Origin of the sequence: Methylorubrum extorquens (assembly GCF_024169925.1) — a bacterium.
Taxonomy (GTDB): domain Bacteria; phylum Pseudomonadota; class Alphaproteobacteria; order Rhizobiales; family Beijerinckiaceae; genus Methylobacterium; species Methylobacterium extorquens_A.
Map to the genome: position 1 here is coordinate 1589776 of NZ_JALJXF010000001.1, position 26370 is coordinate 1616145.

22 protein-coding genes are annotated in these 26370 nt (G+C 69.3%); 19 read left to right on the forward strand and 3 right to left on the reverse strand.

Annotated elements, in window-relative coordinates; translation table 11 throughout:
* Window positions 1-94 precede the first annotated feature (94 nt).
* Window positions 95-1309 (forward strand): sensor histidine kinase, encoded by a 1215-nt coding sequence (locus J2W78_RS07570; protein WP_253369399.1) that lies wholly within the window; start codon window positions 95-97, stop codon window positions 1307-1309.
* Between the two features lies 1 nt (window position 1310).
* Window positions 1311-2021, forward strand: a complete 711-nt coding sequence (locus J2W78_RS07575; RefSeq protein ID WP_253369400.1) for a response regulator — start codon at window positions 1311-1313, stop codon at window positions 2019-2021.
* A 395-nt stretch (window positions 2022-2416) separates the two neighbouring features.
* Here J2W78_RS07575 and J2W78_RS07580 read toward each other — a convergent pair whose 3' ends face one another.
* Window positions 2417-2977: a TetR/AcrR family transcriptional regulator gene (locus tag J2W78_RS07580; protein WP_253369402.1), complete on the reverse strand. Its 561-nt coding sequence runs from the start codon at window positions 2975-2977 to the stop codon at window positions 2417-2419.
* Window positions 2978-3197: 220 nt separating this feature from the next.
* Between J2W78_RS07580 and J2W78_RS07585 the strand changes: the two genes are divergently transcribed.
* The 12 genes from J2W78_RS07585 to J2W78_RS07640 all read left to right on the forward strand — a co-directional run bounded on the left by J2W78_RS07585 (window position 3198) and on the right by J2W78_RS07640 (window position 18505).
* On the forward strand, window positions 3198-4361 hold the full coding sequence (locus J2W78_RS07585; protein ID WP_253369404.1) for an efflux RND transporter periplasmic adaptor subunit: 1164 nt from the start codon (window positions 3198-3200) through the stop codon (window positions 4359-4361).
* Window positions 4358-5509 carry an efflux RND transporter periplasmic adaptor subunit gene (locus J2W78_RS07590; RefSeq protein WP_253369406.1) on the forward strand — a complete coding sequence of 384 codons (1152 nt, stop codon included), beginning with the start codon at window positions 4358-4360 and terminating at the stop codon, window positions 5507-5509. The genes J2W78_RS07585 and J2W78_RS07590 overlap by 4 nt, the downstream gene beginning before the upstream one ends.
* A 56-nt stretch (window positions 5510-5565) precedes the next feature.
* Window positions 5566-8628 carry an efflux RND transporter permease subunit gene (locus J2W78_RS07595; protein WP_367399397.1) on the forward strand — a complete coding sequence of 1021 codons (3063 nt, stop codon included), beginning with the start codon at window positions 5566-5568 and terminating at the stop codon, window positions 8626-8628.
* 276 nt (window positions 8629-8904) lie between these two features.
* On the forward strand, window positions 8905-10239 hold the full coding sequence (locus tag J2W78_RS07600) for an MFS transporter (RefSeq protein ID WP_253369408.1): 1335 nt from the start codon (window positions 8905-8907) through the stop codon (window positions 10237-10239).
* Window positions 10240-10455: 216 nt separating this feature from the next.
* Window positions 10456-11598, forward strand: a complete 1143-nt coding sequence (gene cyoA, locus J2W78_RS07605; protein ID WP_253369410.1) for a ubiquinol oxidase subunit II — start codon at window positions 10456-10458, stop codon at window positions 11596-11598.
* Window positions 11599-11637: 39 nt separating this feature from the next.
* Complete coding sequence (gene cyoB / locus J2W78_RS07610; protein ID WP_253369412.1) at window positions 11638-13641, forward strand: cytochrome o ubiquinol oxidase subunit I; 2004 nt, start codon at window positions 11638-11640, stop codon at window positions 13639-13641.
* Between the two features lie 44 nt (window positions 13642-13685).
* Window positions 13686-14294, forward strand: coding sequence for a cytochrome o ubiquinol oxidase subunit III (cyoC, locus tag J2W78_RS07615; protein ID WP_375541385.1), 609 nt, complete (start codon window positions 13686-13688; stop codon window positions 14292-14294).
* Window positions 14291-14680, forward strand: a complete 390-nt coding sequence (gene cyoD, locus J2W78_RS07620; RefSeq protein WP_253369416.1) for a cytochrome o ubiquinol oxidase subunit IV — start codon at window positions 14291-14293, stop codon at window positions 14678-14680. The genes cyoC and cyoD overlap by 4 nt, the downstream gene beginning before the upstream one ends.
* A gap of 61 nt (window positions 14681-14741) precedes the next feature.
* Window positions 14742-15467 carry an SURF1 family protein gene (locus J2W78_RS07625; RefSeq protein WP_253369417.1) on the forward strand — a complete coding sequence of 242 codons (726 nt, stop codon included), beginning with the start codon at window positions 14742-14744 and terminating at the stop codon, window positions 15465-15467.
* 295 nt (window positions 15468-15762) lie between these two features.
* Entirely contained in the window at window positions 15763-16068 is a 306-nt protein-coding gene (locus J2W78_RS07630) for a hypothetical protein (protein ID WP_253369419.1), read from the forward strand.
* Between the two features lie 144 nt (window positions 16069-16212).
* The gene (locus tag J2W78_RS07635) at window positions 16213-16911 is read left to right on the forward strand and encodes a TVP38/TMEM64 family protein (RefSeq protein WP_253369421.1); all 699 of its coding nucleotides are present in this window, start codon (window positions 16213-16215) and stop codon (window positions 16909-16911) included.
* A gap of 58 nt (window positions 16912-16969) precedes the next feature.
* A complete protein-coding gene (locus J2W78_RS07640; RefSeq protein WP_301290555.1) occupies window positions 16970-18505 on the forward strand; it encodes a phospholipase D-like domain-containing protein in 1536 nt (511 codons plus the stop codon).
* 117 nt (window positions 18506-18622) lie between these two features.
* Here J2W78_RS07640 and J2W78_RS07645 read toward each other — a convergent pair whose 3' ends face one another.
* Together J2W78_RS07645 and J2W78_RS07650 are read right to left on the reverse strand one after the other, a co-directional pair.
* Window positions 18623-19690, reverse strand: a complete 1068-nt coding sequence (locus J2W78_RS07645; protein WP_253369424.1) for an asparaginase — start codon at window positions 19688-19690, stop codon at window positions 18623-18625.
* Between the two features lie 80 nt (window positions 19691-19770).
* Window positions 19771-20598: an endonuclease/exonuclease/phosphatase family protein gene (locus J2W78_RS07650; RefSeq protein ID WP_253369426.1), complete on the reverse strand. Its 828-nt coding sequence runs from the start codon at window positions 20596-20598 to the stop codon at window positions 19771-19773.
* Between the two features lie 241 nt (window positions 20599-20839).
* Between J2W78_RS07650 and J2W78_RS07655 the strand changes: the two genes are divergently transcribed.
* From J2W78_RS07655 to J2W78_RS07675, 5 genes are all read left to right on the forward strand, one after another.
* Window positions 20840-21727: an N-acetylmuramic acid 6-phosphate etherase gene (locus J2W78_RS07655; protein WP_253369428.1), complete on the forward strand. Its 888-nt coding sequence runs from the start codon at window positions 20840-20842 to the stop codon at window positions 21725-21727.
* A complete protein-coding gene (locus tag J2W78_RS07660) occupies window positions 21724-22737 on the forward strand; it encodes an SIS domain-containing protein (protein WP_253369430.1) in 1014 nt (337 codons plus the stop codon). The genes J2W78_RS07655 and J2W78_RS07660 overlap by 4 nt, the downstream gene beginning before the upstream one ends.
* A gap of 94 nt (window positions 22738-22831) precedes the next feature.
* Window positions 22832-23998 (forward strand): N-acetylglucosamine-6-phosphate deacetylase, encoded by a 1167-nt coding sequence (gene nagA / locus J2W78_RS07665; protein WP_253369432.1) that lies wholly within the window; start codon window positions 22832-22834, stop codon window positions 23996-23998.
* A 61-nt stretch (window positions 23999-24059) separates the two neighbouring features.
* Window positions 24060-24317: a hypothetical protein gene (locus tag J2W78_RS07670; RefSeq protein ID WP_253369435.1), complete on the forward strand. Its 258-nt coding sequence runs from the start codon at window positions 24060-24062 to the stop codon at window positions 24315-24317.
* A 90-nt stretch (window positions 24318-24407) separates the two neighbouring features.
* Entirely contained in the window at window positions 24408-26291 is a 1884-nt protein-coding gene (locus J2W78_RS07675) for a glycoside hydrolase family 15 protein (RefSeq protein ID WP_253369437.1), read from the forward strand.
* The last annotated feature ends 79 nt before the right edge of the window (window positions 26292-26370 follow it).

Consider the following 26370-nt stretch of genomic DNA (forward strand, 5'->3'; position numbering starts at 1 on the left):
ACGTTCTCGATACGCTTATCGCGCCCTCCCCGGCACCACGGAGCCATATGCGTGGATGCATGGAGCCTGTGACGTGTCGAGGGGGGGCTCGTCGATGGATCAGAGCGTGGCGACGGCGGCCGGCTCAGGCCCGCTGACCGCGGAGGCGGCGCGCGTCCTCGATTCGATCGATGCCCCCGTCCTGGTCGTCGCCCGTGCGGGCAGCATCGCCTACGCCAACGATCCCGCCCGCCTTCTGCTGACGCGGGACGATCCGTCCCGGATCCATCTCACCGGCACCACCCCACGCAACAGCAGGACTTCGCCGACCGACAGCCCCTCGCTTACGGGCAGGGTCTCGACGGTATTTCTCGCCCGGGCCAGGGCGACGCGGACGCCGCTTCCCGGCGTGATCGCGATCAAGCGGGGAAGCGGGATACGCCGTTACCGCTGCCATGGCTTCCGCCTGAACCGGGAGGGGATCGCCCCCCTGGTTCTCCTGCGGCTCCTGCCGACGCCGGAGATGCGGTTCAGCCTGCAGGCGAACGAGGCGGCGATGCTTCGGCGTGAACTCGCCGCGCGCGAGCGCCATCATCGCAGCCAGCAAGAGCTGCTGCGCGAGCGCGACCTCCTGCTGGCCGACCTGCGAAGCACCGCGCAGGCGCGCCTGCGCGCCGAGCGCGACCGGGACGCGGTCCTCGCCCAACTCTACCGGGCGCATCAGGCCGAGCGGGAACGTCTGGCCCGGGAACTCCACGACGAGGCCGGCCAGCAACTCGCATGGCTGAAGCTGCAGCTCGACCGCCTGCGGCGTGCGCCGTCGCCGATGCAGGTCGAGGCGATGCTGAAACAGGTCGATGCGATCTCGGCCAGCCTGCGGCAGGTGGTTCGGGAGCTGCGCCCGGTCACCCTGACCGAACTCGGCCTTATCCTCGCCTTGGGCGGCCTCGTGCGCGAATGGTCCGACCAAAGCGCGATCCCCACCGAATTCCAGCTTTCGGGGACCACGATCCGCCTCACGCCGGAGATCGAAGTGACGATCTTTCGTCTGGTGCAGGAAGCCCTGACCAACGTCGTCAAGCACGCGCCGGGGGCGCGCCACGTTTCCGTGACCCTGCAATACGCCAGCACCGGCGTCACCTTGGCGATCGAGGACGACGGGCCCGGACTCGCGTGCGAGCCGGCGGCCGAGGCGCGTCAGGCGGGGGGCGGGTTCGGGCTCGCTGGCATGCGCGAGCGGCTGACGCTGCTCGGTGGAACGCTCATGATCGAATCGCCTCCCGGCGGTGGGACGACGATTCTGGCGCGATTGCCGCTGACAGGGGGATGATATGCGAACGGCGCAGGAACGGGTCAGGGTCGCTCTGATCGACGACCACCCAATCTTCAGAAGCGGCGTCCGAGGCCTGCTCGGCGAGACGTCCGGCATCGAGGTCGTCGGAGAGGCGAGCGACGGCCGGCATGCCCTGGACCTCGTCCGCAGGACCAATCCCGATGTCGTCGTCATGGACATCACCATGACCGGCATCAGCGGCCTCGCGGTGGCGCGGGCGCTCCGCGAAGCGGGCCTTGCGGTGCACATCGTCTTCCTGACGGTCAACGAAGACCTCGCTTTCGTCGACGAGGCGCTGACCGCCGGGGCCCAGGGCTACGTCCTCAAGCGTTCCGCCGGCACCAGCCTGCTGGAAGCCATCGAAGCGGTCGTCCTGGGCGGCCAGTACGTCGATCCCGAAATGCGCGCGCCGCCAGCGCCGCCCGACCGTACGGAAGCCGGCCCGCCCGCTCCGCATCCCGGCCAGGAGGGCGGCCTCACCGCACGGGAGCGCGAGGTGCTCCGGCTCATCGCCCTCGGCATGACGATGAAGGAGGTCAGCCTCGCCATGTCGATCTCGGCGGCCTCGGTCGATACCTACAAGATCCGCGGCTGCAAGAAGCTCGGTCTCCGGTCCCGCGCCAGCATCGTCCGCTTCGCTCTCGGTCAAGGCTGGCTCGAGGTCGAGAGTGGGCGATTGCTGTCGGATCGACCATCGTCTGTCATGTGAATATTTTGATAAACAGTGTTTTTTCCTATGAGCTGATCTCATCTCATGAGCCGCGTACTCGATCATCCCGTGTTCTTCACCCGGGGCGAAGCGGGCAACCGACATCCTCTCGTCGCTGACAGGCACACGATCGGTCTTCGATCATCGAGAGCCTACCGCTCCTGACGACCGGGGCAGGCGCTTCTTGCGTATCGTCCGGGTTCTTCCCGATCAGAGCCGACCGGCCGCAGCTGCCCGTTTCATCGAAGGCAGCGCACTCGCCCCGGCAGACATCCCCGACCGACTTCCATCAGGGCACAGGTGCAAGAGACGACGCTTGCCGATGCCGTAACCTTCTACCGCCCGAACCTGCCCAACAGCCCGCGCCAAGCCCGGCCCATTCTCACCGTGGCAGCTCAGCCGAGTTCCTGCGCCGCGCGTTCCAGCGCGCCCAGAAGCGGTTCGATCTGCGCAGGGCTCAGCTCGTGGAAACCGAGGGTGCGGCCCATCACGACCCCGAGCAGCGCGAAGAACAGGGCAGCCCCGACGCCGGTCGGCCCCTCCGTAGCCTCGAACCGGGCGAGGCGCTCGGCCACGAACGCGCGGTAGCCGGCGAGCGCATCGGGATTCTCGGCGGAGGCAAGGAGCAGGGCACGGCTGAACTCGTCCTCCTCACAGTAGCTGCGGCGCAGGTGCTCGATCATGCCGAGCGCAAGCCCCGTCGCGCCCGGCGCCCGCTCGGCCTCGCAGGCGGCGATGCCGGCGCGCAACTCCTCCAGCTTGCGGCCGACGAGGGCGAGGATCAGCGCATCCTTCGAGGCGTAATGGTGCAGCACGCCGCCCTTGCTCAGGCCCGCCTCGGCCGCCACGGCGTCGATGGTCAGCGACCGTGCCCCGCCCCGGCGCAGCACTGCGCCCGCCGCGTCGAGAATCACTCCGGCACGGTCGCCGCGCCGGCTGCGCGTCTTCTGCGACATGATCGCCCCCGATCCCCGCCCCCTGCAAGCGGCATCCCGCGTGCCGTACCAAATCACGGCCGCCGTTCATGTTTCGGGGGACGCCGGGGGCATCTCCCGCACCAACTCAATTAAAAACCGTCTGGACGGTCGGTAAGATAGGCGATAAGCCTGCGCCGCGAAAGCCGTCCTTTCGCGATACGGCTGCACGCCCAGTCCCCGCCGTCCGGAAACTCGGCCGATGTCCTCACGGCTCCGCCCCGCTCTCACCGCGACCGCCCTCACGGCTGCCCTGTCGGTCCTGCTCGCGACCGCGGCCGTTCCGGCGGACGCGCCTGCGGCCTCCGCCATTCCGGAGGCGGAGAACCCTTCCGTCGTGCTGGTGCGGGTCGTGACGGCGACGAAGGGTCCCGTCACCTCGGATGTGGTGCTCACCGGCGACATCCAGGCTCAGGCCCAGACCAACGTCGCCTTCCGCACCAACGGCAAGGTCGCCGAGCGCCGGGTCGAGGTCGGCGATCACGTCACCGCCGATCAGGTGCTCGCGGTGCTGGAGCCGCTGACGCAGCGGGCGAATCTCGACAACGCCCGCGCTGCCCTGGTCTCGGCGGAAGCGCAGCTCACCCAGGCCAAGGTGACCTTCGAGCGCCAGAAGCAGCTCATCAGCGGCGGCTACACCACGCGCCCGTCCTACGACAACGCCGAGCAGCAGTTGCGCACCTCTCAAGCCGCGGTCGATTCGGCCAAGGCGGCGCTCGGCACCGCCGAGGAACAGCTCTCCTATACCGAGCTGCGCGCGGGCGTTTCCGGCATCGTCATGAGCCGCACCTTCGAGGTCGGGCAGGTGGTTCAGGCGGGTCAAGCCGTGATGGTGCTGGCCCAGGACGGACCGCGCGACGCGGTTTTCAACGTCTACGAGGCGCTGACCGCCAACCCGCCCGGCGACAAGACGATCCACGTCACGCTCCAGTCCGATCCCACGGCGGCGGCGGCGGGGCATGTGCGCGAAATCTCGCCGACGGTGGATGCAGCGAGCGGTACGGTCCGCGTCAAGGTCGGGCTGGAATCGACCCCGCCCGCGATGACGCTCGGCGCGGTGGTGATCGGCCGGGGCCGCTTCGCTACGCGCGAGGCCGTCGTGCTGCCCTGGTCGGTGCTCTACCGTTACGACGACCGGCCGGCGGTGTGGATCTACGATTCTGCCGCGGGCACGGTCTCGATCCGGGAGGTCGAGATCGACCGCTACGGCTTCGACGACATCGTCCTGAAGGGCGGCGTCAAGCCCGGCGAAACGGTGGTGGTCGCCGGCATCCCATTCCTGCGCCCCGGCCAGCACGTCGCGCTGGCGACGCAAGACGCTGCGCAAGGCTCCACGAAATCCGCGGCCGGGGAGGGCGGACGATGAGGCGAAGGCTTCTGGTCTGCGCCGTCCTTGCCGGCGCCGCTCCGCTCACCGCCTGCCAGCCGTCGCAGGAGCCGCCCGCACCGCCGCCCGTGCGGCCGGTTCTGACCACGCTGGCACAGCCCACCGACAGCGTGACCTTCGGCCCCTTCACCGGTACGGTCGAGCCGCGCTACCAGTCGCAACTCGGTTTCCAGATCGGCGGCCGGGTGGTGGCGCGCGACGTCACCATCGGCGATGTCGTGAAGAAGGGCCAGCGCCTCGCGGCCCTCGACCCGATCGTCTCGCGGTTCGACCTCAGCCGCGCCGAGGCGGAACTGTCCGATGCCAAGGCCCAGGCCGAGAACGCGACGGCGACCGAGGCGCGCACGCGGCGCCTGATGGAGGGCGGCAACGTCACCCAAGCCCAGCTCGACGCGGCGGTGGCCCGGCGCGACACCGCCCAGGCCCGCCTCGCCCAGGCCGGGGCCAGCCTGCAGAAGGCCCGCGACCAGATCGGCTATACCGAGCTGCACGCCGATTTCGATGGCGTCGTCACCCAGCGACTCGCCGAGATCGGGCAGGTCGTGAGCCCGGGGCAGGGGATCGTGACGCTGGCCCGGCCCGAGACCCGCGAGGCCGTGGTCGACATCCCCGAGACGCTGGCCGGCGCCATGCCCAAGGACGGACTGTTCACGGTGGTGCTCCAGAGCGCGCCCGCGATCACCGCCCGCGGCCGGGTGCGCGAGGTCGCCCCCTTCGCCGAATCCGGCACCCGCACCCGCCGCGTCCGCCTGACCCTGGAGGAGCCCGGCCCCGCCTTTCGGCTCGGCGCGACCATCACCGTCGCGCTGGAGCGCCGCATCGAGCGCCGCTTCGTCCTGCCGGCCACCGCGCTCCTCGACACCGAGGGGCGCCGCTCGGTCTGGATCGTGCCGGAAGCCGAGAGGCGCGGGGACGATAAGGCGAGCGGGCAAGGCGGTGGCCAAGGGGATGAGCCGGGCGACCGGCACGTCGAGCGCCGGGACGTGACCCTGGACGGGGAGGGGCCGGACGGAAACGGGCGCATCGCCGTGCGCACGGGGCTGAAGCCCGGCGAGCGGGTCGTGGTCGCGGGCGCCCATTCCCTGCGCGACGGCCAGACCGTCCGCCTGGCCGACGACCGGAACTGAGCCGGCCCCCGACGAGGGATTCGATCCGGCAAGAACTTCTGCAAAGGTTTCCGCGCGTGAAGGACTTCAACCTTTCCGATTGGGCGCTCGGCCACCGTTCGCTGGTCTGGTTCCTGATGCTCGTCTGCCTCGTGGCGGGCGTGATGGCCTATTCGCGCCTCGGTCGGGAGGAGGATCCGCCCTTCGCCATCAAGACCATGGTGGTCCAGGCGAGCTGGCCCGGCGCCACGATCAAGGACACCCTCGATCAGGTCACCGACCGGATCGAAAAGGAACTCCAGCAGATCAACGCGCTCGATTACGTCCGCAGCTACACCACGCCGGGTCAGGCGACGGTGTTCGTGCAGTTCCGCGACACGACGAAGAAGGAAGAGATCCAGCCCGCTTTCTACCAAGTGCGCAAGCGGCTAGGCGACATCGGGCACACCTTCCCGCAAGGCGTGCAGGGCCCGAGCTTCAACGACGAGTTCGGCGACGTCTACGGCAACGTCTACGCCTTCACCGCCGACGGCCTGACCCATCGGCAATTGCGCGACTACGTCGAGGGCGTGCGCACCGAGATCCTGAAGGTGCCCAATATCGGCAAGACCCTGCTGATGGGCGTGCAGGGCGAGACGATCTATCTCGACTTCTCGACCCGCAAACTCGCGGGCTACGGCATCGATCTCCAGGCCTTGATCAAGGCGCTGCAATCGCAGAACGCGGTGGCCGCCTCCGGCGTGGTCCAGGCGGGGCCGGAGCGGGTGAGCTTGCGGGTGAGCGGCCAGTTCTCCTCCGAGGAGTCGCTGCGCAACGTCAACCTGCGCTTCAACGACCGCTTCTTCCGCCTCGCGGACGTGGCCGAGATCTCCCGCGGCTACGAGGATCCGCCGGCCGCCCTGTTCCGCGTCGACGGCAAGCCGGCGATCGGGCTCGCCATCGCCATGCGCCCCAACGCCAACCTGCTCAAGTTCGGCGAGGATCTGAAGGAACGCATGCACGTCATTGAGGGCAAGCTGCCCATCGGCGTCGGCATCCACCTCGTCTCCGACCAGCCTCGAATCGTCGAGGAGGCGGTCGGCGGCTTCACCAAGGCGCTGGTCGAGGCGGTCGTCATCGTCTTGGTGGTGAGCTTCGTCAGCCTGGGGCTTCGCGCCGGCCTCGTCGTCGCGGTCTCGATCCCGCTCGTGCTCGCCATCGTCTTCGTGGTCATGCAGATCATGGGCGTGACGCTGCAGCGCATCTCGCTCGGCGCCCTCATCATCGCGCTCGGCCTGCTCGTCGATGACGCGATGATCACCGTCGAGATGATGGTGGCCCGTCTCGAACTCGGCGACAACCTGAAGAAGGCGGCGACCTTCGCCTATACCTCGACCGCCTTCCCGATGCTCACCGGCACCCTGGTGACGGTCGCCGGCTTCCTGCCGATCGGCTTCAACGGCTCGTCGGCGGGCGAGTACACCTACTCGCTGTTCGTGGTGATCGCCGCTTCGCTCTTGGTCTCCTGGGTGGTCGCGGTGCTGTTCGCGCCGCTGCTCGGCGTCACCATGCTGCCCAAGACCATGAAGCACCATTCGGAGCGGCAGGGCCTGTTCACCCGCGCCTTCATGGCGACCTTACGGGTCGCGATGCGGCTGCGCTGGATCACGGTGGTCCTCTGCGTCGCGCTGATGGGGCTGGCCGTGGTCGGGATGGGCCATGTGCAGCAACAGTTCTTCCCGTCCTCCGACCGCTCCGAGCTGCTGGTCGATCTGACGCTGCCGCAGAACGCCACCATCACCGAGACGCGGGCGCAGATGGACCGCTTCGAGGCGCACCTGAAAGACGACCCCGACATCGAGCGCTGGAGCTCCTATGTCGGCCAGGGCGCGGTGCGCTTCTACCTGCCGCTGGACCAGCAGCTCGCCAACGCCTTCTTCGGGCAGATCGTGATCGTCACGAAGTCGCTGGAGATCCGGGATCGGGTCATCACGCGGCTACAGAAGATCGGCCGGCACGATTTCGTCGGCACCGACATCCTGGTGCAGCCACTCAGCCTCGGCCCTCCGGTGGGGCGCCCGATCCAGTACCGCCTGTCCGGGCCCGACGTGCAGGAGGTGCGCCGCCTTGCCCTCAAGCTCGCCGACGTGGTGGCCACCGACAAGCGCCTCGCGGTCCCGACCTTCGACTGGAACGAGCCCGGCAAGGTGCTGCGCGTCGAGATCCTGCAGGACAAGGCGCGCCAGCTCGGCGTCACCAGCCAGGACATCGCCGGCATCCTCAACGGCGTCGTCGGCGGTCAGGCGATCACGCAGGTGCGCGATTCGATCTACCTCGTGAACGTGGTCGGCCGGGCCCGCACCGTGGAGCGCACCTCGCTCGACACGCTCCAGAGCCTTCAGGTCGCCCTCTCCAACGGCTCGGTCGTGCCGATCCTGGCATTCGCCAAGATCGACTACGACCTCGAACAGCCGATCGTCTGGCGCCGCGACCGGGTGCCGACGCTGACGGTGCGCGCCACCATCAAGGACGCGACCCAGCCACCGACCGTCGTCGCCGCGCTCCAGCCCGCCATCGACGCCTATGTGAAGGCGCTGCCGGAGGGCTACACGCTTGCCGTCGGCGGCGCGGTCGAGGAGGCGGGCAAGGGCCAGGGGCCGATCGCGGCGGTGGTGCCGGTGATGCTGCTGGCCATGGCCTTCTTCCTGATGATCCAGCTCCAGAGCTTCCAGAAGCTCTTTTTGGTATTTTCTGTTGCGCCCCTCGGTCTGATCGGCGTGGTGCCGGCGCTCCTGCTGTTCGACAAGCCGATGGGCTTCGTCGCCATCCTCGGCATCCTGGCGCTGATCGGGATCATCGTGCGCAACGCGGTGATTCTAGTGAGCCAGATCGAGGAATGCGAGGCGGACGGGATGGCGCCGTGGGATGCCGTGGTCGAGGCCACCCGCCACCGGATGCGGCCGATCCTGCTCACGGCTGCGGCGGCGAGCCTCGGCCTGATCCCGATCGCCCGCGAGGTGTTCTGGGGGCCGATGGCCTACGCCATGATCGGCGGCATCCTGGCGGCGACCGCCCTGACCCTGCTGTTCCTGCCGGCGCTCTATGTCGGCTGGTACCGGATCAGGCCGCCCGCGCACGACGCGGCAGCGCCCGGCCATTGAGGCCGGGCAGACCGATGCGGGAGGCATCCCACGGGATCCTACGGATCGGAGACGATCGCGCAAAGATGAAACTAGTTCTATTATGCATCTCACGCGCTTTTCGCCGAGATTTCTGCGCCTGAGCGCATGACCTCTGCTTTTGCTGCATGACCGTCCTGTGCGGCATCTCGCGTCGCCAAAAACTCTTTGCGGATGTCAAGCCATCCGCTAGGCACGTGCCGAACGCCGCGCCAAGGCGGCGGCTCCGATCACCTTCAGGCGAGCCGGCTGCCCGCGATGACCACCGACCACGCCACGGCCAATTCTCACCCGCTCGAGCGCGACGCGCAGGTGGCCATGAGCCACCACGACGTCAGCCCCAACGACATCGCGCTCGGCGTGGTGATCGGGCGGGCGTCGGAATATTTCGACTTCTTCGTGTTCGGCATCGCCTCGGTGCTGGTGTTCCCGAAGGTGTTCTTCCCCTTCGCCGCCCCGCTGACGGGCACGCTCTACGCGTTCGCCATCTTCGCGCTGGCCTTCATCGCCCGCCCGCTCGGGTCGATCTTCTTCATGTGGGTCCACAAGCGGCACGGGCGCGGGGTGAAGCTCACCATCGCCCTGTTCCTGCTCGGCGGCTCGACCGCGGCGATCAGCTTCCTGCCGAGCTACGACTCGATCGGCGTCGTCGCCATCGAGCTGCTCGCGGTGCTGCGGGTGGCGCAGGGCTTCGCGCTCGGCGGCGCCTGGGACGGGATGGCTTCGCTGCTCGCCCTCAACGCGCCGCGGGAGCGCCGCGGCTGGTACGCGATGATTCCGCAACTCGGCGCGCCGATCGGCTTCATGGTGGCGAGCGCCCTGTTCGCTTTCTTCGTGGTCAACCTGACCCCTGAGGATTTCACCGACTGGGGCTGGCGCTTCCCGTTCTTCTGCGCCTTCACCATCAACGTCGTGGCCTTGTTCGCCCGCCTCCGCCTCGTCGCGACGCCGGAATTCACCCGGCTTCTCGACAAGGGCCGGCTGGAGCCGGTCAGCGTCATCGATCTCACCCGCCACCACGCCCTCGACGTATGGATCGGCGCCTTCGTGCCGCTGGCGAGCTTCGCCCTGTTCCACCTCGTGACGATCTTCCCGATCGCGTGGCTCGCCCTGTCGAGCGAGCGTTCCGCGGGCGACTTCCTGATGGTGCAGTTTTCCGGCGCCCTCGTCTGCGCCGGCGCCGTTGCCGCTTCCGGCCTGATCGCCGACCAGATCGGACGCCGCAACATCCTGCTCATCAGCGCCGGCCTGATCGCCGTGTTCGCCTGCGGCAGCATCCTGGCCCCGCTGATCTTCGGCGAGAACGCCATCGGCCAGACGATCTACGTCAATATCGGCTTCATGCTGCTCGGCCTGTCCTACGGCCAGACCGCCGGCGCCGTGACCTCCCGGCTCGGGGCGCGCTACCGCTACACCGGGGCGGCGCTCACCTCCGACCTCGCCTGGCTGTTCGGAGCGGGTTTCGCTCCCCTCGTGGTGCTGTACCTCTCCACCGAGTACGGGCTCGCGATGGTCGGCGTGTACCTGCTGTCGGGCGCGCTGGCGACGCTGCTCGCGCTCGCCCTCGACCGGTCTGAGATGCGCCAGATGTGAGTTTTGCCCCGCGGGCGGAGAATCCGTCTCGCCGCGGGACCGAGAACGCTTTCCGCCGAACGACGACTGCCGGCTCGGTGAGACAAAGCGCGCCACAACACGATCCCGGATACGCCGAGCCGACACCGTCGGCTCGGCGTATCCGGAGAGAAACGAACCGCCGCCACGCGGGAAGTCACCCGCGCGGCCCTTGCGATGGAACGAAGATTCGTGGCCATGACCGCCGACCGTTCATTGAGAGCCCGTGCCGGGGCCGGCTCCGCGGGCCGGATCCTGCGGGGTCTCGTCCTCCTGCCGCTGTTCGGCCTGCTCGCCGGCTGCAACCTCGTGGTGATGCAGCCCTCCGGCGACATCGCCATGCAGCAGCGCAACCTCGTCCTCGCCTCGACGGGGCTGATGCTGCTCATCATCATCCCGGTGATCGTGCTGACCCTGCTGTTCGCGTGGCGTTACCGCGCGTCGAACACGGCGGCCCGCCACGACCCCGACTGGGACCACTCGACCGGGCTCGAAGTGGTGATCTGGACCGCGCCGCTGATGATCATCATCGCGCTCGGCGCGCTGACCTGGATCAGCACCCACACCCTCGATCCGTTCCGGCCGCTCTCGCGCATCGAGCCGGGCAAGCCGATCGCGGCGGAGGTGAAGCCGCTGGAGGTGCAGGTCGTCGCCCTCGATTGGAAGTGGCTGTTCTTCTACCCCGAGTACAACGTCGCGACGGTCAACGAACTGGTCGCGCCGGTGAACCGGCCGATCAACTTCAAGATCACCGCCGCATCGGTGATGAACGCTTTCTACATCCCCGCGCTCGCCGGCATGATCTACGCGATGCCCGGCATGCAGACGCAGCTCCACGCCGTGATCAACAAGCCGGGCGCCTATGACGGGCTGTCGTCGCACTACAGCGGCACCGGCTTCTCGCGCATGACGTTCAAGTTCCACGGGCTCGAAGGCGACGGCTTCGACCAGTGGATTGCCAAAGTGAAGCAGCAGGGTTCGGAATTGAGCCGTGATGCCTATCTCGAACTCGAGCGCCCGAGCGAGCGCGTTCCCGTCACCTACTACGCCTCGTTTGCCGACGGCCTCTTCGGCAAGATCGTCGGCATGTGCGCCGTGCCCGGCAAGATGTGCATGCACGAGATGATGACCATCGACGCCAAGGGTGGCGCCGGCAAGGAAAGCCGAGAGAACGCCGAGCGGCTCCAGTACGACAACCGCCACACGCAGCGCGGCGACGAAGCCCCGGGGGCGACGACCCCGGCCTCGCACCGCGCGCCCAAGAGCGAGTCGCCCGACGGCGAGAAGAACCACGAGGGGAGCGGCCAAGGCCACTCCGCTCCCGACCAGACCAACAACTGATCCGTCGCCGCCTCAGGATTTACGGACGAGTTTCAACCCATGTTCGCAAACACGGACCTGCAGCACCTGCTGTTCGGGCGCCTCTCCCTGGAGGACATCCCGTTCCACGAACCGATCCTGCAAGTAACCTTCGCAGGCGTCGCCGTGGCCGGGATCGCGGTGCTCGCCGCCATCACCTATTTCCGCTTCTGGGGTCCGCTCTGGCGCGACTGGTTGACCTCGGTCGATCACAAGAAGATCGGCATCATGTACGTCATCCTGGCGCTCGTGATGCTGCTGCGCGGCTTTGCCGACGCGCTGCTGATGCGCTCGCAGCAGGCGATCGCGTTCGGTGCCAACGAAGGCTACCTGCCGCCGCACCACTACGATCAGATCTTCACGGCGCATGGCGTGATCATGATCTTCTTCGTGGCGATGCCCTTCGTCACCGGCCTGATGAACTACGTCGTGCCGCTGCAGATCGGCGCGCGCGACGTGGCCTTCCCGTTCCTGAACAACTTCTCGTTCTGGATGACGGTGTCGGGCGCGGCCACGATCATGATCTCGCTGTTCGTCGGTGAGTTCGCCCGCACCGGCTGGCTCGCCTACCCGCCGCTCTCGGGCGCGGACATGAGTCCGGGGGTCGGCGTCGATTACTACATCTGGGGCCTGCAGATCGCGGGCATCGGCACGACGCTGTCCGGCATCAACCTGGTCGCGACCATCGTGAAGATGCGCGCGCCCGGCATGTCGATGATGAAGCTGCCGATCTTCACCTGGACCTCGCTGTGCACCAACGTGCTCATCGTGGCCGCCTTCCCGATCCTCGCCGCCGTTCTCGCGCTGCTGAGCCTCGACCGCTACGTCGGCACGCACTTCTTTACGAACGACCTCGGCGGCAACCCGATGATGTACTTCAACCTCATCTGGATCTGGGGTCACCCGGAGGTCTACATCCTCATCCTGCCGGCCTTCGGCGTGTTCTCGGAGGTCACCTCGGCCTTCAGCGGCAAGCGCCTGTTCGGCTACACCTCGATGGTCTACGCGACCGTCGTCATCACGATCCTGTCCTACCTCGTGTGGCTGCACCACTTCTTCACGATGGGGTCGGGCGCGAGCGTGAACTCGTTCTTCGGCCTCACGACGATGATCATCTCGATCCCGACGGGCGCGAAGATCTTCAACTGGCTGTTCACGATGTACCGCGGCCGCATCCGCTTCGATGTGCCGATGCTCTGGACGGTCAGCTTCATGGTCACCTTCACCATCGGCGGCATGACCGGCGTGCTGCTCGCCGTGCCCCCGGCCGACTTCGTGCTCCACAACTCGCTGTTCCTGATCGCGCACTTCCACAACGTGATCATCGGTGGCGTGCTGTTCGGCATGTTCGCCGGCGTGAACTACTGGTTCCCGAAGGCCTTCGGCTTCAAGCTTGATGAGTTCTGGGGCAAAGTCAGCTTCTGGTTCTGGACCATCGGCTTCTACGTCGCCTTCATGCCGCTCTACGTGCTGGGCCTCATGGGCGTGACCCGCCGTGCCCAGCACTTCGACGATCCGTCTCTCCAGATCTGGTTCGTGATCGCCGCCATCGGCGCGGGTCTGATCGCCCTGGGCATCGGCGCGATGATCGTCCAGTTCGCGGTCTCGATCAAAAACCGCGAGAAGCTGCGCGACGTGACCGGCGATCCGTGGGAAGGCCGGACCCTCGAATGGGCCACCTCCTCGCCGCCACCGGACTACAACTTTGCCTTCACGCCCGTGGTGCATCGCCTCGACGCGTGGTGGGACATGAAGGCCCGCGGCTTCCAGCGGCCGCTCTCGGGCTACAAGCCGATCCACATGCCCAAGAACACCGCCACCGGCGTGATCCTGGGCATGGTCAGCATCGTCTTCTCCTTCGCGATGATCTGGTACATCTGGTGGCTCGCAGCCCTCACCTTCGTGGCGATGCTGGCGATCACGATCGGCCATACCTTCAACTATAACCGCGACTTCTACATCCCCGCCGAGACGGTCCGCCGGACCGAGCAGCGGCGGACCGAGGCGCTGGCGGCGCGGGTCTGAGCATTATGGCAACGCACGCGACCCACACCCTTGTCGGCGAACGGATGTCCGGCGCCGACGTGCCGGACTTCCTCGATCTCGAGGGCGAGCATCACCCGGAAGGGGGCACGATGCTCGGCTTCTGGATCTACTTGATGAGCGACTGCCTCATCTTCGCAGTCCTGTTCGCGACCTACGCCGTGCTCGGCCGCAGCTACGCGGCCGGGCCCTCGCCCAAGGACCTGTTCGACCTGCCGATCGTGGCGGTGAACACGTCGATGCTGCTGTTCTCCTCCATCACCTACGGCTTCGCCATGCTGGCGATGGAGAAGGACGATCTCGCCAAGACCCAACTCTGGCTCGCAATCACCGGCCTGTTCGGCGCGGCCTTCGTCGGGCTCGAACTCTACGAGTTCGCCCACCTGATCCACGAAGGCGCCACGCCCCAGCGCAGCGGCTTCCTGTCCGCGTTCTTCACCTTGGTCGGAACCCACGGCCTGCACGTCACCTTCGGCCTGATCTGGCTCGTCACGCTGATGATCCAGACCCGGCTCAAGGGCCTCGGGGCGGAGAACAAGCGCCGGCTGATGTGCCTGTCGATGTTCTGGCACTTCCTCGACGTCATCTGGATCGGCGTCTTCACCTTCGTGTACCTGATGGGAGTCCTGCAATGAGCGGGGCAGCACACGCCGACGATCACGGGCACGACGGCCATGGGCAGGACGCCCACGGCCACGGCTCCTTCAAAGACTACGTCACGGGCTTCGTGCTCTCCGTCATCCTGACGGCGATCCCGTTCTGGCTGGTGATGGGCGACGTGCTGGGCGACAAGCTCGTCACCGGCGTCGTCATCCTCGGCCTGGGTGCGGTGCAGATCGTGGTTCACATGATCTACTTCCTGCACATGAACACGAAGTCGGAGGGCGGCTGGACCTTCATGGCGCTGATCTTCACGATCACCCTCGTGGTCATCACGTTGTGCGGGTCGATCTGGGTCATGCACCACCTCAACACCAACATGATGCCGATCTCGGCCGAGGAGATGCGTCACGCTCCCTGACGCATCCCGCAAACTCGACGCTTCGACATCCGCCGCCCCGGCGACGGGTCGGCGGCGCCCGTTGCTCGTCCGGCTCGCCCTGATCCTGGCGGGCCTTGCGGTGACGGGCGTGTTCCTCGGCCTCGGCACGTGGCAGGTCGAGCGCCGGATCTGGAAGCTCGACCTGATCGACCGGGTCGAGGCCCGCATCCGTGCCGAGCCCGCGCCCGCACCGGGGCCGGAGGGATGGGCCGGCCTCACCGCCGCTTCCGCCGAATACCGGCGGGTCCGGCTCACCGGGCGCTTCGCCGACGATCGTGCCACCCTGGTTCAGGCGGTGACCGCGCGCGGCAGCGGCTTCTGGGTGCTGGTGCCGCTCGCAACCGACCGCGGCTTCACCGTCCTCGTCAACCGCGGATTCGTACCGACGGAGGCCCGCGAGCGCGCGGCCCGTGCCGCGGGTGAGCCGGATGGGGACAAGACGGTCACGGGCCTGTTGCGCCTGTCCGAGCCCGGCGGCGGCTTCCTGCGCCGCAACGATCCGGCGGCCGACCGCTGGTACTCCCGCGACGTCGCGGCTATCGCCGCCGCCCGCGGGATCGACGGCACGCCGAATGCGCTCGCGCCCTATTTCGTGGATGCCGATGCCGCGTCCAATCCCGGCGGCCTGCCGGTTGGCGGCCTCACGGTGGTGGCCTTCCACAACAACCATCTCGTCTACGCGCTGACTTGGTACGCCCTCGCGCTGATGACCGCCGCGGCCCTCATCTACGCCCTCAGGGAGTCTCGCAGGATGCCAAGTCGCTGACCGCCGTCCTATGCCGGTTCGACGGGATCTTCATGGGCAGCTGCGGCTCCCGGCCATTTGAAAATTATTTCGCACATTTTATCGCTGCACCTGTATCGATTGAACGGTTGAGGTTGTTAACCCTTCATACACCGGTCGCCGTCGCGATTCGCGGCGGCCCTGACCGCGCCGGATGAAGCGGGGAGCCGATATGGGAGTCGCCCTGCAGGGGCCTGAACGGGACGGACGTGATCGCCGGGATGGCGACGGATTCGCCCGTCGCGTACCCGAGCCGCTGGCAGATCTCATTGTTGCCATGGAGCGGACCCTTGTCGCGCTGGCAGGAGAGAGCGGCGGGCGCGACGAGTTGCATGCCCTGCGTAACTATCTCTCCGACCTGTGCGTCCTGACCCAGGAGACGCCGACGATCCGCCGGGCAGTGGACCGTCTCGTCCTGGCAGGCGACCGCCTCGGCGAGGCAGTGATTGCGCCGCGGGGCTACGAGCGCCGCTGGCGGAGCCCCCGCCTGAACAAGGCACGCCAAGCGCTCACCTCTCTCGAACGGACGCTCACGGGTGCGCGGCCGAGCCGGATCGCAGTGCGGCTCGACCGCGACTGGTGAAGGGGAGGCGGGCGAGGCAGGCGCCGCGTTGAGCGGGCGGATCGGGCATCACGCGAAAACGGCCGAGCTTGGCGGAACAGTTACGCCGGCCAACGGTTTGCGGACGCGTGCGACCGGCGCGCCGGTCCCGCTTCGAGCCACTGAATGGATAAACCCAGCCGCTCGGCCCAGACCTGGGCAGTCACGGCCGGCGCCGCCGCGCTGGCGGTCGGGGCATGGTACCTCCTGCCCGTCGAGGAATGGCTGCGCGCGTTCTCGGACTGGGCGAACGGCCTCGGTCCCTACGGCCTCCTCGCCTTCGGCGTGCTGTTCTTCCTTGCGACGCTCCTCGTCGTACCAGGCACCCCGCTCACCATTGCCGGAGCCGTCGCCTTCGGCTGGGCGGTGATGCCGGTGGTGTTGTTCTCGGCAACGCTCGGCTCCTGGCTCGCCTTCGTGGCCGCCCGTCACCTGTTCCGCGAGCGGGTGCGGGGACTGATCCGGCGCCGGCCGGCGCTGAACGCCACCCTGGAGGCGGTCGGCGACGGCGGCTGGCGGCTCATGACCCTGATGCGGCTCAGCCCCTTCGTGCCGTTCAACGCCCAGAACTACGTGTTCGGGGTGACGGATGTCCGCACCTCCGCCTATCTGGTCTCCACGGTGATCGGCATGCTGCCGGGCACGGTGGTGTGCGTCTATCTCGGCGTCATCGGCCGCCATGCCGGCAGCGACGAGCCGACCCGCTGGGTCACTCTTGGCCTTGGCCTCCTCGCGACCGTCGCGGCGGTGGAACTCACCCGGCGCCGGGTGCGGGCCAAGCTTGAGGCGGGCAAACTCAAGCCGGAAAAGGCCGGGGCACGATGAGTGTTCCGCTCGAACAAGGGATAAGCGCGCCGTCGCGGGGTGGCGGCTCGGTGGGCGCATGAGGATGGAAGTCGGGGTGAGTCACGGATCGTCCGAGAGCTGGCTGCGGCCAGGGCTCACCTGCTGGCGGCAGGAGAGGGCGGGGCGCATCGCGGTGCTGCATGACGGTGCGGCCTATTTCGCCGCCGCCCATGCGGCGCTGCTGAAGGCGCGCACATCCATCACCCTGATCGGTTGGAGCTTCGATCCGCGCTCGCGCCTGCTGCCGGGGGATTCGCCCGATGCGGGCGAGACCCTGGCGGAACTGCTGGCCCGCCTCAAGGCCGCGCGGCCGGAACTCGCCATCCGCATCCTGATCTGGGACATGCCGTGGCCGATCTCGGCGGGCAACGACCACACCCCCGACAGCGTGCGGGCGAGCCTCGGGCCCGACATCGACTTCCGCATCGACGGCACGCTGCCTTTCGGCGCCTGCCAGCACCAGAAGATCCTCGTCATCGACGATGCGATCGCCTTCAGCGGCGGCAGCGACTTCGAGGTGAACCGCTGGGACACCCCCGCCCACCGCGACCGCGACCCCCGCCGCCGCCTGCCCTCCGGTGAGGACTACCCGCCGCGCCACGACGTGATGATGCTGGTCGACCGTGCCGCCGCACGGGCGCTGGCGGACCTGGCCCGCGAGCGCTGGCGCCGCGCCACCGGCGAGACCTTTCCACTCGCAGGTTCCGACGAAGCCCACGATCCCTGGCCCGAAACCCTCGCACCGCACCTGACCGACGTAATGGTGGGGCTTGCCCGCACCGATCCGCCGCAGGACGGGCGCCCGGCGGTGACGGAGAGCGCCGCGCTCTATCGCGCCTCGATCCGCGCGGCGGAGCGCTTCATCTATCTGGAGAACCAGTATCTCACCTCGCCGGTCGTCGCGGAGGCGCTGGCCGAGCGCCTCGCCGAACCCGACGGGCCGGAGATCGTGATCGTCCTGTCCGAGCGCAGCCCGAGCGGCTTCGACCGCCTGACCATGGACAGCGCCCGCCGCGGCCTGATCCGGGCCTTGCGCCGCGCCGACCGGTTCGACCGGCTGCGGATCGTGGCGCCGCACACGGAGAAGGGCCGGCCGATCCTGGTGCATGCCAAGGTCGCGATCATCGACGAGCGCCTGCTGCGGATCGGCTCGACCAACCTCAACAACCGCTCCCTCGGCTACGACACCGAGTGCGACCTTGCCGTTGAGGTGCCGGCCGACGACGCCGAGGCCCGCGCGGCGCTGCGGCGCCTGCTCGTCCGGCTGCTCTCGCATCACGGCGGCTGCCCACCGGATGTGTTCGCGCAAGCCCTCGAGGCCCGCGGTTCCCTGCGCGCGGTGCTCGACGATCCCCGATTGATGCCGCGCCCCCGGGTCTGCCCCCTCGTCCCCTCCCGCCGCGGCCCGGTGGCCCGCCTCGTCGAGGCCTTCCATCTCGGCGACCCGGTGAGCCCCGCCGATGCGTGGCGCCCCTGGCGGCGGCGCAAGGCGCTGCGCCGGGCTGGCGGCCCAAGCTGCTCGGAAGCGGACATCGCCTCGCAACCGGAGAAGGCGGCACTGGGCGCCTCATAACCCTCAACCGTGACGGTTGGACGGTTGGTTTTCGCCAAGCTCCTCCTCTTCCCGAACAGCGGGGAGAGGAGGAGCTCGCTCAATTCGAGTCCATCACATGGAGCCGAAAAAGCACCGCTACTTGTCGAACACCGCCTGCAAAGCCGCAGTGTCCTTCCGCGCCTCCTTGCCCGCGGGCAGGGCGAGCAGGGTGAGGATGCGGGCCTTGTCCGGCGTGAGGTCGCCCGCGAACACGGCGCCCGCCTTGCGCAGGGTGTTGCCGCCGCCCTTGAAGCCGTAGACCGGAAGCGCGCGACCATCATGCACCTTGGTCGCTACGATCACCGGCACGCCCCGCGCGATGACCTCGGCGATGGCGTCATGCATCTCGGCGTTGACGTTGCCCCAGCCATAGGCCTCAACCACGATCGCCTCGGCCCCGCTTTCAGCCGCGTGCCGCACCTGCGAACCGTCGGCGCCGGCATACATCGCCACGAGATCGACTCGCGGCATCCGCTCCGGCAGCGGCAGGGTCTGGCGACGCAGGGAACGGCGGCCGAACACGACGCGGTCCTCGTCCACGTATCCGAGGATGCCGGCTTCCCCCGAATGGAAGGTCTCGACGTTGCTGGTGTGGGTCTTACGCACCTCGCGGGCCGCATTGATGCGGTGGTTGAGCGTCACCGTCACGCCCTGGCCCACCGCGCCCTCGGCCAGGATCTGGCGGGCGGCGTTGAGGAGGTTGCGCGGGCCGTCGGCATCCGAGTCGGACGCGTTGCGTTGCGCCCCCACCAGCACCACCGGCTTGTCGCTCCTCAGCGTCAGGTCGAGGAAGTAGGCGGTCTGGTCGAGGGTGTCGGTCCCGTGCAGGACGATCGCCCCGCGGATGCCGGGATCGGCGAGCAGCGCGTCGAGCCGAACGGTCAGGGCCGGCCAGCGGTCCGGCCCCATATAGTCGCTCGGCACGTTGCTGAACTCGGTGACCTCGATGGTGGCGATGTCCTTCAGCCTCGGCACCGCCGCGACGAGATCCTCGCCCGACAGGGCCGGGACCGGCGCGTGGGTCGTGGGATCGAGCTTCATCGCGATGGTGCCGCCGGTCGCGACCACGGCGATCCGCGGCGGCTCCGCCCAGGCCGGCCCGGCGGACAATGCGGTCAGGGCGGCGAGACCGAGAGCGGTCAGGAATCCGTTCGTCTTCGTCATCGCGCGGCGCATCCTCTCCGGTCCACGGCCGGTCGTTCGTGCCGTCCTGCGAAGGACCATGCGCGCACGCGAAAAAACCCTCAACCCGGCTCGATCCGGATCTCCGCCAGGAGCGGCCGATGGTCGGACGCCTTCCGCGCCAGCGGCGTGTCCACGACCGCGACGCGCTCGACGGTAACGCGCTCGCTCACGAAGACATGGTCGATGCGCAGCAGGGGGAAGCGGCTCGGGAAGGTCGCCCCGCCGCGACGCCAGCGCCGCTCCCCGGTGAGCCGCCGCGCATCGGTGAGGCGTCCGCTCAGCCGGCGGTAGGCGCGCGACCAGCCCGTGGCGTTGAAGTCGCCGAGCAGCACCGCCGGTGCATCGCAGGCCGGACCGCCGAGCCAGTCCGGCCCGAGCAGCGCCTCGGCCTGGGCGACGCGCTCCGCCCCGAGCAGCCCGAAATGCGTGGTGAGCACCTGAAGCCTGCCCGCGCCCGCCGTCACCTCGATCCAGAGCGCACCGCGCGGCTCCAGGCCGGGGCGCCGCAGCAGGCCGGGCAGGGGGCCGGCGCGCCGGAGCCGCGAGGGCAGGTGGGTGAGCAGGGCATCGCCGTAGCGCTCCTCCTCGATGTGCAGGGCCGGGTGGAAATGCGCGAACATGCCGACGAGCCGGGCGATCTCCTCCGCCTGATCCAGGCCGCCGGTGCGCTTGCGTCCGACATCGACCTCTTGGAGCGCGACGATGTCGGGCGCACACGCGGCAATCACCCGCGCAACCCGCTCCGGCGCGACCCGCCCGTCGGTGCCGCGGCAATGGCGGACGTTGTAGGTCAGCAGGCGAAGGCGCCGCGACGCCACCGAGGCCGGCTCGTCGGCCGCGATCTCCGATCGATCCTCGGCATGCGCCTCGATCTGCCCCTGTTGCACGCCCTCTCCCCCGGCCGATTGCAGCGCGCCCTACCAAGGAACCGGAGCGGCGCGCGCCAACCGAACGCCGGGATCGGCCAACCGATCCCGGATCGCACGCAGCGAACCCGCGCCGACGGCCGTTTTCCGCTCGAAGCGGAACCGCACCGGGGATGACTTCTTTCGAAAGGGCGAGGCGCGTGATGCGGCGCCGAAGGCAGGATGGGGTGGACGCGATGCGAACGAGCGGGGCACGCAAGGCATGAGGACCGAGGACGCCAGCGCCCGCTACGTCGATCTCGATGCCTGGGCCGGGCTCGACATCCTCCAGGCGCTCTGGGAGGGCCAGCTCGCGGCCGTCGCGGCGGTGGGGCCGGCGCTGCCGGCGATCGATGCGGCGGCGCGGGCCGCCGAACCGGGTCTGCGCGAGGGCGGGCGGCTGGTCTATGTCGGGGCCGGCACCTCCGCGCGGATCGGCGTACAGGACGGGGCGGAATTGCCGCCGACCTTCGATTGGCCGGAGGCGCAGCTCGGCTTCGCCATCGCCGGCGGGGAGGGCGCCCTGCTGCGCGCCGTGGAAGATGCGGAGGATTCTGCCGCCGACGGCGCCTCCTGGATCGTCCGCGCGGAGATCGGCCCGCGCGACGTGGTGGTAGGGCTCGCCGCCAGCGGCTCGACGCCGTTCACCGTCGAGGCGCTGAAGGCCGCCCGCATCCTCGGCGCCGTCACCGTCGGCGTCAGCAACAACCCCGAGGCGCCGATCCTGCGCGAGGCCGCCCACGGCATCCTCGCCGCCACGGGGGCCGAGGTGCTGGCGGGCTCCACGCGCATGAAGGCGGGCACGGCACAGAAGGTGATCCTCAACCTGTTCTCGACCCTGGTGATGATCCGGCTCGGCCGGGTCTATCGCGGGCGGATGGTGGCGATGCGCGCGACCAACCGGAAGCTGCGCGCCCGCGGCGTCGCCATGGTCTCCGAGCTCGCCGGCTGCCCGGCGGAGGTTGCCGCCGACGCCCTGACGCGGGCCGACGGCGACATCAAGCGTGCGGTGCTGCTCGCGGGGGGGATGAGCGCGATGCGGGCCGACGACCTGCTCCTGCGCCACGACGGCAACCTGCGCCGGGCGCTTCGTGAGGTGGGGCGATCATGAACGCGACGACCTTCATGGCGCGGGAGATCACCGAGATCCCCGACAAAGCCGCAGCGTTGCTGGCAGCCGGCGAAGCAGCCCGGCTCGGCGCGACGCTGAGGGCACAAAGCTTCCCCTTCGTGGTCGTGTGCGGGCGGGGCAGTTCGGGCCATGCCGGCGTCCATCTGCGCTACCTGATCGAAACGCGGCTCGGCCTGCCGGTTTCGGCCGCCGCGCCCTCGGTGGTGACGGGCTATGACCGGCCACCGAAGGTCGCGGGCGCACTCTTCGTCGTGGTCTCGCAATCGGGCCGCTCGCCCGATCTCGTCGCGGCGACGCAAGCCGCACGCGCCGGCGGCGCGCTGACCCTCGCCCTCGTCAACGATCCCGACTCCCCGGCCGCGCGGGCGAGCGACCTTGTCTTGCCGATCCTCGCCGGGCCGGAGCAGGCGGTCGCCGCCACCAAGACGGTGACGAACTCCGCCATCGCGGGCGCCGCGCTGGTGGCGGCCTGGGCCGGCGACAGCGAGCTGGAACAGGGCCTTGCCGCCCTGCCCGAGCGGCTGAGGCAGGCGCTCTCCCTGGATTGGTCCGCCTGGAGCGCTGATCTCGCGAGCGCCCCGGCGGCCTTCGTCACCGGGCGCGGCCATGGGCTGGGCCCCCTGCGCGAGATCGCGCTCAAGCTCGCCGAGACCCTGCGCCTGCCCGCACTCGGCTACTCGGCAGCCGAGTTGCGCCACGGACCGCGCGCCTCCGTCTCCGCCGCGACGCCGGTCTTGGCCCTGCGCCAGGCCGACCCGCTGGCCGAGGGCGTGGACGCGCTCGTGCGCGACCTGACCGGGGACGGAATGCGGGTTCATGCCTGCGGCGGCCCCCTCGGCACCCTGCCCTGGCTCGGCGACGGGCATCCGGCCTGCGATCCCATCGCGATGCTGGTGCCGGCTTATCGCGCCATCGAGGCAGAGGCACGCCGCCGCGGCCTCGACCCGGACAAGCCGGCCGGCCTCACCAAGGTCACGGAGACGCTCTGATGAATCCGGATCTCGAAAAGGCGAGCCTTTTCGCGGGTCCAGGGCAGAGCCCTGGGACGACATCGGGGCGCCGCCCCGAGACCCCGCCAGAGGGATGATCCCTTTGGGAACCCAACATCATCACGCGATCTGCGCGGAGCGGATCTTCGACGGCGAGCGGATGCTCGGTGGCCGCGTCGTCGTGCTGGGCGGCGGGCACATCATCGACGTCACCGCCGAACCGCCTGCGGGCGTGCCGCTCGTCCGGCTGCCGGCGGGTGCGGTGCTGGCGCCGGGCTTCATCGACTGTCAGGTGAATGGCGGCGGAGGGGTACTGCTCAACGACGATTCCAGCGTGGCCGGCATCGCCCGGATCGCGGCGGCGCACCGGCGCGGCGGCACCACCGGCCTGTTGCCGACCCTCATCACGGACACGCGGCCCGCGATCCGCGCGGCCATCGCGGGCGTTGCGGCGGCGATTCAGGCGGGTGTCCCCGGCATCCTCGGCATCCACCTCGAAGGGCCTTTCCTGAGCCCGAAGCGGATCGGCATCCATGATCCCGGCCGCCTCGCCGAGTTCGGCCCCGGCGACGCCGAACTCCTGACCGGACTGGGCGAGCACGGCCTCACCCTGGTGACACTGGCACCCGAGCGGGTGCCGGCCGGCGCCGTGGCCGACCTCGTCTCTCGTGGCGCCTGGGTCTGCGCCGGGCATACGGCGGATGCGGGTCCGGCGATCCGGGCGGCGATCGGGGAGGGGCTTACCGGCTTCACCCACCTGTTCAACGCCATGTCGCAAATCGGCCCGCGCGAGGCCGGCGCCGTCGGCGTCGCCCTCGCGGAGGCTGACACCTTCGCCGGCATCATCGCCGACGGCCACCATGTCGGCGACGACCAGCTTCGGATCGCCCTGCGCCTCAAGGGACGCGACCGGCTGATGCTAGTGAGCGACGCCATGCCCCCCGTCGGCGACACCCGCGCGGACACATCCTTCACCCTGTTCGGCCGCCGGATCGTCCGAACCGGTGACCGCCTGACCGGCGCGGAGGGCACTCTGGCCGGCGCGGCGATCACCATGGCGCAGGCCGTGCGCCACATGAGCACCCGCGGCGGCGCCTCCCTGGAAGAGGCCCTGGCGATGGCTTCGCTGACTCCGGCCCGCTTCCTCGGGCTCGACGCGCGGCTCGGCCGGATCGCCCCCGGCTTCGCGGCGGATCTGGTCGGGCTCTCGGCCGACAAGGCTGTGCTCGGTACCTGGATCGGCGGGGAACAAGCCGTCTGAGGCACGGTTCGCTTCCTCATAGAGCCCGTCCTGGGCCGATTTTCCGTAAAAGGTTCGAACCATGAGATTTCCGCTTCGAAGCGGTCTCGTCGCCCTGGCCGCGACGCTCGCCCTGACCCTCGCCGGCCCCGCCGGCGCGCAGGGCGGCAATTCGGGCAGCGGCCTCTCGCCGTCGGCGAGCGCCACCGGCAATGACCGCAGCGCCGGCGTCAACAGCGGCAACTACCGGCGCCCCGGCGGGTACGGCACCCGGCGGGCCTACCGGGCGAGGCGGAGCCCGTCGCGGCCGTTCATGCGAAGCCGCGCCCCGCGCTTCTGAGCGGCTCCCGGCGCTGCGTCGCCTGATGTCGCAGGGGCGAACCCTGCGCATCTCGGAACGTTGCCGCGGCGCCACGCAACGGGAGTGACCGTGACGGACAGACCCATCGCCGACTACGCCGTGATCGGCGATACCTGCACCACGGCCCTGATCGCCCGAGACGGTTCCCTCGATTGGCTGTGCTGGCCCCGGCACGACGGACCGGCAGTGTTTCTGGCCCTGCTCGACAGCGAGCAGGGCGGCGCCTGCCGCCTCGTCCTCGACGGCCTGACCGGGACGACCCGCCGGTATTTGCCGGACACCAACATCCTCGAAACCACCTTCGTCACCGCCACGGGCCGCGCGGTGCTCACCGACTTCATGCCGCTTCACCGCCATGAATCGGTGCCGGAGGAAGGGCCGGACGGCCGGGCCCAGGCTCAGGTGGTCCGACGCCTCGCCTGCCTATCCGGGCACGTGTCCGGCCGCTGGCGGCTGCGCCCGAGCTTCGATTACGCCCGCGCTCCGACCGAAGCGACGACGGAGGACGGGGTCGGTGTCCGCTTCCGCGGCGGCGGGGATACCATCCGCGCCGTCTGCGCCGTGCCGCTCGCCCTCCGCGACCGTGAGGCCGAAGGCGCCTTCGCGCTCGGGGCCGGTGAGCGTGCCGACCTCGTGATTGCCCACGGCGAAGCGCGCGTGACGGAGGGAAGAGGGTTACCCGGCGTAGTGGATGCGTCACTTGCCGACACGCGGGCCTATTGGGAAGAGTGGTCGGGCCGATGCACCTACCAGGGGCCTTACCGCGAGACGGTCCTGCGCAGCGCCCTGACTCTCAAACTCCTGACGCACGGCCCGTCGGGCGGCATCGTCGCCGCCGCGACGGCGGGACTGCCCGAGGCGGTGCCGGGCAACCGCAACTACGATTACCGCTACGTCTGGATGCGGGATGCGAGCTTCACCGTTACCGCCTTCGTCAATCTCGGCTACCGGCGCGAGGCCGCTGAGTTCCTACGCTTCCTGCGCGAGGCCGACACGAGCCGGGGACGCGACCTCCACCTGATGTACGCCCTCGACGGTGCGGTGCCTGGGGAGGAATCCCTCGACCACCTGCGCGGCTGGCGCGGCACCGGCCCGGTGCGGATCGGCAACGCGGCGGCCGATCAGGAACAGTACGACATCTACGGCGAGTTCCTGGTGGCGCTCCACGGCTACCTCGAAGCGGTGGAGTACGACCCGCCAGTCAAGGTCAACGACCATCTGCCCGAGGCGCTTGGCCACCTCACCGACCACATCCTGCGCGCCCGCCACGCGCCGGACCACGGCCTATGGGAGATGCGCACGCAGAAGCGCCAGAGCGTGCACACCAAGGCAATGCTCTGGGTCGGTCTCGACCGCGCCGTGCAGATCGCCCGCGCCGACCCGAAACGCCGCCTCGCCCATCCGGACACGATCGCGGGGTGGGAGCGCGCGGCGGCCGAGATCCGGGCCGAGTACCACGCCCGCGGCTGGAACGCGGCGCGCGGCGCCTACACCATGGCCTACGATTCGGACGACCTCGACGCGGCGGTGCTGCGCGCCGTGCTGTTCGATGCCTTCGACCCGGACGATCCGCGCGTGACAAAAACCCTGGAGCGCGTCGGCGAGGAACTCGGCGCGGGCGATCTCGTCTACCGCTACCGGCTCGATGATGGGCTGGAGGGCGAGGAGGCGACCTTCACCGCCTGTGCCTTCTGGCGGGTCGGCTGCCTGGCGATGGCCGGCCGCAACGACGAGGCGACCGCCCTGTTCGAGCGACTGCTGGCGCGGGGCAACGACCTCGGCCTATTCGCCGAGGAGATCGACGCGGAAACGGGCGAGCAGCGCGGGAACGTACCGCAGGGCTTCACCCATATGGCGGTGATCAACCACGCCGTCCGCCTCGCCGCGGCCGACCGCGAGACGCCGACCGACGAGCCGGATTGCCGGGCAGAGGCCGATGCCGTCTCGGCCTGATCTGCCGGGCCGATCGGGCGCCCTGACACAAACCGGACCGATTGTCGGGCTACCTTGATTCCGAGGGTGCGGCGATGCG

Excerpts from the sequence above, each read along its gene's own strand:
- J2W78_RS07570 (WP_253369399.1), top strand. The coding sequence starts at position 95 with ATGGATCAGAGCGTGGCGACGGCGGCCGGCTCAGGCCCGCTGACCGCG.
- J2W78_RS07575 (WP_253369400.1), top strand. The coding sequence starts at position 1,311 with ATGCGAACGGCGCAGGAACGGGTCAGGGTCGCTCTGATCGACGACCAC.
- J2W78_RS07580 (WP_253369402.1), bottom strand. The coding sequence starts at position 2,977 with ATGTCGCAGAAGACGCGCAGCCGGCGCGGCGACCGTGCCGGAGTGATT.
- J2W78_RS07585 (WP_253369404.1), top strand. The coding sequence starts at position 3,198 with ATGTCCTCACGGCTCCGCCCCGCTCTCACCGCGACCGCCCTCACGGCT.
- J2W78_RS07590 (WP_253369406.1), top strand. The coding sequence starts at position 4,358 with ATGAGGCGAAGGCTTCTGGTCTGCGCCGTCCTTGCCGGCGCCGCTCCG.
- J2W78_RS07600 (WP_253369408.1), top strand. The coding sequence starts at position 8,905 with ATGACCACCGACCACGCCACGGCCAATTCTCACCCGCTCGAGCGCGAC.
- cyoA (WP_253369410.1), top strand. The coding sequence starts at position 10,456 with ATGACCGCCGACCGTTCATTGAGAGCCCGTGCCGGGGCCGGCTCCGCG.
- cyoB (WP_253369412.1), top strand. The coding sequence starts at position 11,638 with ATGTTCGCAAACACGGACCTGCAGCACCTGCTGTTCGGGCGCCTCTCC.
- cyoC (WP_375541385.1), top strand. The coding sequence starts at position 13,686 with ATGTCCGGCGCCGACGTGCCGGACTTCCTCGATCTCGAGGGCGAGCAT.
- cyoD (WP_253369416.1), top strand. The coding sequence starts at position 14,291 with ATGAGCGGGGCAGCACACGCCGACGATCACGGGCACGACGGCCATGGG.
- J2W78_RS07630 (WP_253369419.1), top strand. The coding sequence starts at position 15,763 with ATGGAGCGGACCCTTGTCGCGCTGGCAGGAGAGAGCGGCGGGCGCGAC.
- J2W78_RS07635 (WP_253369421.1), top strand. The coding sequence starts at position 16,213 with ATGGATAAACCCAGCCGCTCGGCCCAGACCTGGGCAGTCACGGCCGGC.
- J2W78_RS07640 (WP_301290555.1), top strand. The coding sequence starts at position 16,970 with ATGAGGATGGAAGTCGGGGTGAGTCACGGATCGTCCGAGAGCTGGCTG.
- J2W78_RS07645 (WP_253369424.1), bottom strand. The coding sequence starts at position 19,690 with ATGACGAAGACGAACGGATTCCTGACCGCTCTCGGTCTCGCCGCCCTG.
- J2W78_RS07655 (WP_253369428.1), top strand. The coding sequence starts at position 20,840 with ATGAGGACCGAGGACGCCAGCGCCCGCTACGTCGATCTCGATGCCTGG.
- J2W78_RS07660 (WP_253369430.1), top strand. The coding sequence starts at position 21,724 with ATGAACGCGACGACCTTCATGGCGCGGGAGATCACCGAGATCCCCGAC.
- nagA (WP_253369432.1), top strand. The coding sequence starts at position 22,832 with ATGATCCCTTTGGGAACCCAACATCATCACGCGATCTGCGCGGAGCGG.
- J2W78_RS07670 (WP_253369435.1), top strand. The coding sequence starts at position 24,060 with ATGAGATTTCCGCTTCGAAGCGGTCTCGTCGCCCTGGCCGCGACGCTC.